Here is a 7,277-nt window from a genome sequence, read left to right on the forward strand (position 1 = left end):
TGGGCGCGGTGTCCCGCGCCGGTGTGCTCGACCGCGAGGCCGAACGTGCCCTGGCTCGACGTCGGATCGGCGCCCTGCGCATCCGCAGCGCCGGTCCGGAGCAAGTGGTAGGTGAGCTGTCGGGCGGGAACCAGCAAAAGGTAGTGATTGGCCGTTGGCTGGAGCGCGATTGCCAGGTGCTGCTGTTCGACGAGCCCACCCGCGGCATCGATGTCGGCGCCAAGTTCGACATCCATGGCCTGCTGGCCGAGCTGGCGCGCCAGGGCAAGGCCCTGGTGGTGGTGTCCAGCGACCTGCGCGAGCTGATGCTGGTCTGCGACCGCATCGCCGTGCTTTCAGCGGGGCAACTGATCGACACGTTCGAGCGTGGGCGCTGGAGCCAGGACCAGCTCCTGGCCGCTGCCTTCGCCGGATACCAGAGCCGTGACGCGCTGCTGCACGCCGCAGTGCCCAGGATGGACTCATGAAGCCCACACCCCTCGACACACCCGTACGCCCGCCGTTGCGCCGTGCTGGAACCTGGCTAGGACTCGGTACGTACCTGGGCCTGGCTGGTGCCTTGCTAGCCATGATCGTGCTGTTTTCCTCGCTCAGCAGTCACTTTTTTTCCTACGGCACTTTCAGCACCCTGGCCAACCAGATTCCCGACCTGATGGTGCTGGCGGTGGGCATGACCTTCGTGCTGATCATCGGCGGCATCGACCTTTCAGTCGGTTCGGTACTGGCCGTGGCGGCCTCGGCCGTCAGCGTGGCGATTCTGGGCTGGGGCTGGAGCGTGGTACCCGCCGCCTTGCTCGGCATGGGCATGGCCGCCTTGGCGGGCAGCATCACGGGCGGCATCACCGTCGCCTGGCGCATCCCTTCGTTCATTGTTTCGCTCGGCGTGCTGGAAATGGCCCGGGGGCTGGCGTATCAGTTGACCGACTCGCGCACCGCCTATATCGGCGATGCCTATGCCTGGTTTTCCAATCCGTTGGCCTTTGGTATCTCGCCGGCATTCATCATCGCCTTGCTGGTGATCGTCGTTGCCCACCTGGTGCTGACGCGCACCGTGTTCGGCCGCTACCTGGTCGGCATCGGCACCAATGAAGAGGCCGTGCGGCTGGCTGGTATCGATCCGCGCCCTTACAAGGTCATGGTGTTTGCGCTGATGGGCCTGCTCGCAGGCCTGGCCGCGCTGTTCCAGATCTCGCGGCTCGAAGCCGCCGATCCCAACGCCGGCGCCGGCCTCGAGCTGCAGGTGATTGCCGCCGTGGTCATCGGCGGCACCAGCCTGATGGGCGGGCGTGGCTCGGTCATCAGCACCTTCTTCGGCGTTCTGATCATCTCGGTGCTGGCCGCGGGCCTGGCCCAGATCGGCGCCTCCGAACCCACCAAACGTATCATCACCGGGGCGGTCATCGTGATCGCCGTGGTCCTCGACACCTACCGCAGCCGGCGCACAGCCCGGCGGAACTGAACTATGGCAACGATAAAAGACGTCGCGGCACTGGCAGGCATTTCCTACACAACGGTGTCACATGTGCTGAACAAGACCCGCCCGGTCAGCGAGCAGGTGCGGCTCAAGGTAGAGGCGGCCATCGTCGAGCTCGATTACGTGCCCAGTGCCGTGGCCCGATCGCTGAGGGCGCGTAGCACCGCCACCATCGGCTTGCTGGTGCCCAACAGCATCAATCCCTACTTTGCCGAGCTGGCCCGCGGCATCGAGGACGGCTGCGAGCGTAATGGTTACTGCGTCATCCTCTGCAATTCGGACGACAACCCGCAAAAGCAGCGCAGCTATCTGCGCGTGCTGCTCGAAAAGCGCGTCGACGGCCTGATCGTCGCCTCGGTGGGCGACGACAAGGACCTGCTCGACAGCCTGGCCTGCGTGCGCACCCCCATGGTCATCGTCGACCGCGCGCTCGAGGGTATGCCTGCCGACATGGTGCGCATCGATCACGAGCACGGGGCCTATCTCGCCACCCAGCACTTGCTCGAGCTCGGCCACAGCGACATCGCCTGTATCGGTGGTCCCACCGACACTGGCGTCGGCCAGCTGCGTTTGGCCGGCTTCCATCGGGCGATGGCCGAAGCCCAGGTGCCAGTGGACGGGCAGCGGTTGCTGCAATGCGACTTCACCAGCGACGGTGGCTATCACGCGGCGGCGGGCCTGCTCGACGGCCGGCCGCCGACGGCGATCTTCGCGGGCAACGACATGATCGGCTTCGGCGTGCTGCGTGCCGCCGCCGAGCGCAACATCAGCGTGCCGGCCCAGCTGTCGGTGATCGGTTTCGACGACATTCAGCTCAGCCGCTACGTGTATCCGGCGCTGACCACCGTCGGGCAGTCGATTCGCGAGCTGGGCGAGAGCGCCGCCGAAGTGTTGCTTTTGCGCATCGCCTCTCCCCAGCGGCGTGCCGAACAGCGCATCGTGCCGCCGAAAATCGTGCTGCGTGAGTCAACAGGGCCGCGCCCGCGCCTGTTCAATGACTTCCGGTAAGGTGAGAGGGATGAATGGGAAGGTCGTTGTAGTGGGCAGCCTCAACATGGACCTGGTGGCGTGTGCCGAGCGCCTGCCGCGAGCGGGAGAAACCCTGGCCGGCGAGCGTTTTTTCACCGCCCCTGGAGGCAAGGGCGCCAACCAGGCAGTGGCCGCGGCGCGGCTCGGGGCCGCTGTGGCGATGGTCGGTGCGGTGGGCGATGACGCCTACGGCCAGCAACTGCGCCAGGCGCTTGAGGCTGAGTGGATCGATTGCCAGGCACTCAGTGTCTGCCCAGGTGTCTCGAGTGGCGTGGCCCTGATCGTGGTGGGTGCGGACAGTCAGAACGCGATCGTGATCATCCCCGGTGGCAACGGCCAGTTGCTGCCTGGGTCGGTACAGCGCTTTGATGCATTGCTGCGGGACTCGGAGGTCATCGTGTGCCAGCTGGAAGTACCACTGGACACTGTCGCCTGGACCTTGCAGCGCGGCCGCGAGCTGGGCAAGCAGGTCATTCTCAACCCAGCCCCAGCAACGGGCCCTCTGCCCCGTGGCTGGTACGGCCATATCGACTACCTCATCCCCAGCGAAGGCGAAGCCCAGGCCCTGACTGGCCTGCCGGTGCATGATCTGGACAGCGCCCGCCGCGCCGCCGAGCGCTTGCTGGAGTCAGGCGCGGGCAAGGTCATCGTCACTCTCGGTGCCCAGGGTGTCTTGTTCGCCAGTGCCAGTGGCAGCCAGCATTACCCGGCGCCGCAGGTCGTCGCGGTGGATACCACCGCGGCGGGTGACACCTTTGTAGGTGGCTTTGCCGCCGCCTTGGCGCGAGGGCTGGGGGAGGGGGAGGCCATCGGGCTTGGCCAGCGCGCCGCTGCCATTTCGGTCACCCGTGCTGGCGCGCAGCCATCTATTCCGCGTCTTGAAGAGCTAGTGTGATGCTGAACATTGCCTTGTCGCGCACAATTGCCAGCCTCGGTCACGGCGATATCCTGGTGATCGGCGACGCCAAACGTTTGCCGCGGCCACGGTGCCGCTGGCGGGTGTCGCGAGCTCAGGCGGCTCGCCAATGCCCACTGGACCGACATTGGCGATGCCCAAGTTGTGTTCGGCCTGCTTAGCGTGCGCCTGGCTCGACCGCGATAGCCGACTGCGGCGAGTAACGCTCGAACACCTGGTCGATAAAACTGCGCGCCGCCTCGTGGCCCCGATCGCGGACCAGCAGGTCGATCGCGATCAACAGTAATTCCTCTGGGCTGCCTGGGCTGTAGGCGCTCTGGCCCTCTGCCCATTTGACCTTGATATCGGCAACGATTGTGTGACTGCTCATGGTGATCTCGGCGTGGGCCTGTAATGGAGGATTTGGATACCTGACCCTGATATCCGAAGAGAAGGCATATTGCCTCCCTCACTTCATGCAGTAAATCATGCCCTTGCGTCAAGGGCCTTGCGACTTAGGCATAACAGACGCGGCGGTCCAAACCCGCCGTGCGGTGCAAAATCCGGACACGATTGCGCTGCGCCGGGCAGGCAGGTTTCAGGCAGACTTGACCGGTTTTGCAACGAACTGTGCAAGGAGCTGTCGCATGCGGCAGTTCCCGTGATTGATCTTAGGAGGATTCATGTTTCCAACCCGTGCTTCCCTGGCGACCTTGCTGATGGCTGCAGCCTTGGCAGGTTGCAGCACTGGCGGTGCGTCGAACGACGGTGGCCATGCCGCGCCGTCCGCCCCGGCCAGTAATGACGGCCGTTGCGAAGCCAGCGGCGCCGATTTCAGCGTCGGCAAGCAAGGCAGCGCCCAGCTGCTCGAGCAGGCTCGCACCTCAAGCGGTTCGCAGACTGCCCGCATTCTCAAGCCAAGTGACGTGGTGACCCTCGAATACCGCTCCGACCGGCTGAACCTTAATGTCGATGACAAAGGCATGGTTACCCGCGTCAACTGCGGCTAGGCAGGTCGCTGCTGTACCGGTGGCTCGCGCCCGCTGCTTGCGCTGGTGTGGCACATCCCAGGCAACAAAAAACCCGCCACAAGGGCGGGTTTTTTGAAGCTCTACCGAATTACTCCGGGCGAACCTGTGCAGCCTGCATGCCCTTCTGGCCTTTCTCGGCAACGAAGGAAACGGTCTGGCCTTCTTTCAGGCTCTTGAAGCCGTCGGACTCGATGGCTTTGAAGTGAACGAACAGGTCGTCGCCGCCACCTTGTGGAGTGATGAAGCCGAAGCCTTTCTCATCGTTGAACCATTTGACGGTGCCGGTTTGGCGATTGGACATGGGTGAATCTCCAGAAACATGATTTTTCAATGGTGCGATGTTGCCGAGGCCACAAGGTGCACGAGCAACATCATAGTCTAATTTTGCGTATGTCGCGCCTTTTACCTTAACTGAATGCACCTCAGAGGTAAAAAAATGTGATCCAAGCTGCCCTGGATCAGTTTTTCTGGGGTGCGCAAGCCTGTGTAACCACGGTTTGCGCCCTTTGCATCAATTTCGCGTCGACACCGTCCTTGCTGTCGAGATCCTCGATCTCGGCCTTGGTGAAATTCTTTTCGATGGCATTCGCACCACATTTGCAGTGCGCATCGGCGGCCTTGGCGTCGACGCCCTGGCCGGTGGCTACTTGCACGCACTGTTCCATATACGCGCCTTTCTTGCCGGCCGGCCAGTCCGCCTGGGCGGCCATGGGCAGCAGCAGGGCGCCAGCGGCGGTCAGGGCGAGAAGAGACTGAAGTCGCATAACCAGACACTCCTAGGGGTTAGGTCTTATCAAGAGTAGGATGCTTCGTATCCTCTGAACAAAAAATTTCCCCCCAAGTTCACCGCCTTTGCCAATTTCCTCATATTTCTCGGCTCGCATCCGCGACGCGTGCTAGCATGCCCGGCTTGCAGCTTGCCCTGTGCGGCGTGCAACCCTATTTCCAGTCACTCTGGTTCGACCCTGAAAGGCTACGGCTGCTGCCACTATGAGGCAGGCTTTGCTGACGCAAAGGCAGGGGCGGATCTTGTACTGGCTCATCCCAACCCACGTGACCTTTGGTAGGGGTCACCACTAGGAGAGGAGGCGCCATGCCCATCATTACTCTTCCCGATGGCAGTCAACGTACGTTCGACCATGCCGTATCCGTAGCCGACGTAGCCGCTTCCATCGGCGCGGGCCTGGCCAAGGCCACCGTGGCCGGCAAGGTCGACGGCAAGCTGGTCGACGCCTGCGACCTGATCGAACACGATGCCACCCTGCAAATCATCACCCCCAAGGATGAAGCAGGCCTGGAAATCATCCGTCACTCGTGCGCCCACCTGATCGGCCACGCGGTCAAGCAGCTGTACCCGACCGCGAAGATGGTCATCGGTCCGGTCATCGACGAAGGCTTCTATTACGACATCGCCTACGAGCGTCCTTTCACCCCCGACGACCTTTCGGCGATCGAGCAGCGCATGCAGCAGCTGATCGAGAAAGACTACGACGTCATCAAGAAAGTGACCCCGCGCGCCGAAGTCATCGACGTGTTCCAGAGCCGTGGCGAAGACTACAAACTGCGCCTGGTCGAAGACATGCCCGAAGAAAAAGCCATGGGCCTGTACTACCACGAAGAATACGTCGACATGTGCCGCGGCCCGCACGTGCCGAACACCCGCTTCCTCAAGGCGTTCAAGCTGACCAAGCTGTCGGGCGCCTACTGGCGTGGCGATGCCAAGAACGAGCAGCTCCAGCGCGTCTACGGCACCGCGTGGGCTGACAAGAAGCAGCTCGCTGCCTATATCCAGCGCATCGAGGAAGCCGAAAAGCGCGATCACCGCAAGATCGGCAAGCGCCTGGGCCTGTTCCATCTCCAGGAAGAAGCGCCGGGCATGGTGTTCTGGCACCCCAACGGCTGGACGATGTACCAGGTGCTCGAGCAGTACATGCGCAAGGTGCAGCGTGACCACGGCTACCAGGAGATCAAGACGCCACAGGTTGTCGATCGCTCGTTGTGGGAAAAGTCCGGCCACTGGGCCAACTATGCCGACAACATGTTCACCACCGAGTCCGAAAGCCGCGACTACGCCATCAAGCCGATGAACTGCCCTTGCCACGTGCAGGTGTTCAACCAGGGCCTGAAGAGCTACCGCGAGTTGCCGCTGCGCCTGGCCGAGTTCGGTGCCTGCCACCGTAACGAGCCGTCTGGTGCCCTGCACGGCATCATGCGCGTGCGTGGCTTCACTCAGGACGACGCGCACATCTTCTGTACCGAAGAGCAGATGCAGGCCGAATCGGCCGCGTTCATCAAGCTGACCATGGACGTGTACGCCGACTTCGGCTTCAAGGACATCGAGCTCAAGCTGTCGACCCGCCCTGAGAAGCGCGTGGGTTCCGACGAGCTGTGGGACCGTGCCGAAGCCGCGCTGGCCTCGGCGCTGGACAACGCAGGCCTGGCCTACGACCTGCAGCCGGGCGAGGGCGCCTTCTACGGGCCGAAGATCGAATTCTCGCTGAAGGATTGCCTTGGCCGCGTCTGGCAGTGTGGTACCCTGCAGCTCGACTTCAACCTGCCGATCCGCCTCGACGCCGAATACGTCACCGAAGACAACGGCCGCAAGCATCCGGTGATGCTGCACCGCGCCATCCTCGGTTCGTTCGAGCGTTTCGTCGGAATTCTCATCGAGCACTACGAAGGTGCATTCCCGGCCTGGCTCGCGCCAACGCAGGCGGTGATCCTCAATATCACCGACAAACAGGCCGATTTTGCCCTCGATGTCGAAAAAATTCTCGCCGGTGGCGGTTTCCGTGCCAAGACCGACTTGAGAAATGAGAAGATCGGCTTTAAAATCCGCGAGCATACT

9 protein-coding genes and 1 pseudogene are annotated in these 7,277 nt (G+C 62.8%); 7 read left to right on the forward strand and 3 right to left on the reverse strand.

The features are described from left to right. From VJS90_RS12140 to VJS90_RS12160, 5 genes and pseudogenes are all read left to right on the forward strand, one after another. Window positions 1–467: ATP-binding cassette domain-containing protein (locus VJS90_RS12140; RefSeq protein ID WP_324121900.1), on the forward strand; the 467-nt coding region annotated here is incomplete at its 5' end. Then, entirely contained in the window at window positions 464–1,459 is a 996-nt protein-coding gene (locus VJS90_RS12145) for an ABC transporter permease (RefSeq protein ID WP_324121901.1), read from the forward strand. The genes VJS90_RS12140 and VJS90_RS12145, both read left to right, overlap by 4 nt. Window positions 1,460–1,462: 3 nt before the next feature. Then, the gene (locus tag VJS90_RS12150) at window positions 1,463–2,482 is read left to right on the forward strand and encodes a LacI family DNA-binding transcriptional regulator (RefSeq protein ID WP_324121902.1); all 1,020 of its coding nucleotides are present in this window, start codon (window positions 1,463–1,465) and stop codon (window positions 2,480–2,482) included. Window positions 2,483–2,492: 10 nt separating this feature from the next. Then, window positions 2,493–3,398, forward strand: coding sequence for a ribokinase (gene rbsK, locus VJS90_RS12155; RefSeq protein WP_324121903.1), 906 nt, complete (start codon window positions 2,493–2,495; stop codon window positions 3,396–3,398). Beyond that, window positions 3,398–3,487: pseudogene (locus VJS90_RS12160) on the forward strand (RbsD/FucU domain-containing protein); the annotation flags it as partial. The gene rbsK and the pseudogene VJS90_RS12160, both read left to right, overlap by 1 nt. A gap of 89 nt (window positions 3,488–3,576) precedes the next feature. On the opposite strand, the gene VJS90_RS12165 reads toward VJS90_RS12160, so the two are convergent. After that, window positions 3,577–3,789: a hypothetical protein gene (locus VJS90_RS12165; protein ID WP_324121904.1), complete on the reverse strand. Its 213-nt coding sequence runs from the start codon at window positions 3,787–3,789 to the stop codon at window positions 3,577–3,579. Between the two features lie 292 nt (window positions 3,790–4,081). Between VJS90_RS12165 and VJS90_RS12170 the strand changes: the two genes are divergently transcribed. After that, the gene (locus tag VJS90_RS12170) at window positions 4,082–4,408 is read left to right on the forward strand and encodes an I78 family peptidase inhibitor (RefSeq protein WP_324121905.1); all 327 of its coding nucleotides are present in this window, start codon (window positions 4,082–4,084) and stop codon (window positions 4,406–4,408) included. Between the two features lie 109 nt (window positions 4,409–4,517). Here the strand turns inward: VJS90_RS12170 and VJS90_RS12175 are convergent, their stop codons facing one another. After that, window positions 4,518–4,730 (reverse strand): cold-shock protein, encoded by a 213-nt coding sequence (locus VJS90_RS12175; protein WP_003179963.1) that lies wholly within the window; start codon window positions 4,728–4,730, stop codon window positions 4,518–4,520. Between the two features lie 157 nt (window positions 4,731–4,887). Continuing rightward, window positions 4,888–5,193: a hypothetical protein gene (locus tag VJS90_RS12180; RefSeq protein ID WP_324121906.1), complete on the reverse strand. Its 306-nt coding sequence runs from the start codon at window positions 5,191–5,193 to the stop codon at window positions 4,888–4,890. A 329-nt stretch (window positions 5,194–5,522) separates the two neighbouring features. On the opposite strand from VJS90_RS12180, the gene thrS reads away from it, so the two are divergent. Continuing rightward, a partial coding sequence (gene thrS, locus VJS90_RS12185) for a threonine--tRNA ligase (protein WP_324121907.1) occupies window positions 5,523–7,277 on the forward strand: 1,755 nt, incomplete at its 3' end.

The organism is Pseudomonas sp., assembly GCF_035277045.1.
Classification (GTDB): domain Bacteria; phylum Pseudomonadota; class Gammaproteobacteria; order Pseudomonadales; family Pseudomonadaceae; genus Aquipseudomonas.

Excerpts from the sequence above, each read along its gene's own strand:
- VJS90_RS12150 (WP_324121902.1), top strand. The coding sequence starts at position 1,463 with ATGGCAACGATAAAAGACGTCGCGGCACTGGCAGGCATTTCCTACACA.
- rbsK (WP_324121903.1), top strand. The coding sequence starts at position 2,493 with ATGAATGGGAAGGTCGTTGTAGTGGGCAGCCTCAACATGGACCTGGTG.
- VJS90_RS12165 (WP_324121904.1), bottom strand. The coding sequence starts at position 3,789 with ATGAGCAGTCACACAATCGTTGCCGATATCAAGGTCAAATGGGCAGAG.
- VJS90_RS12175 (WP_003179963.1), bottom strand. The coding sequence starts at position 4,730 with ATGTCCAATCGCCAAACCGGCACCGTCAAATGGTTCAACGATGAGAAA.
- VJS90_RS12180 (WP_324121906.1), bottom strand. The coding sequence starts at position 5,193 with ATGCGACTTCAGTCTCTTCTCGCCCTGACCGCCGCTGGCGCCCTGCTG.
- VJS90_RS12145 (WP_324121901.1), top strand. The coding sequence starts at position 464 with ATGAAGCCCACACCCCTCGACACACCCGTACGCCCGCCGTTGCGCCGT.
- VJS90_RS12170 (WP_324121905.1), top strand. The coding sequence starts at position 4,082 with ATGTTTCCAACCCGTGCTTCCCTGGCGACCTTGCTGATGGCTGCAGCC.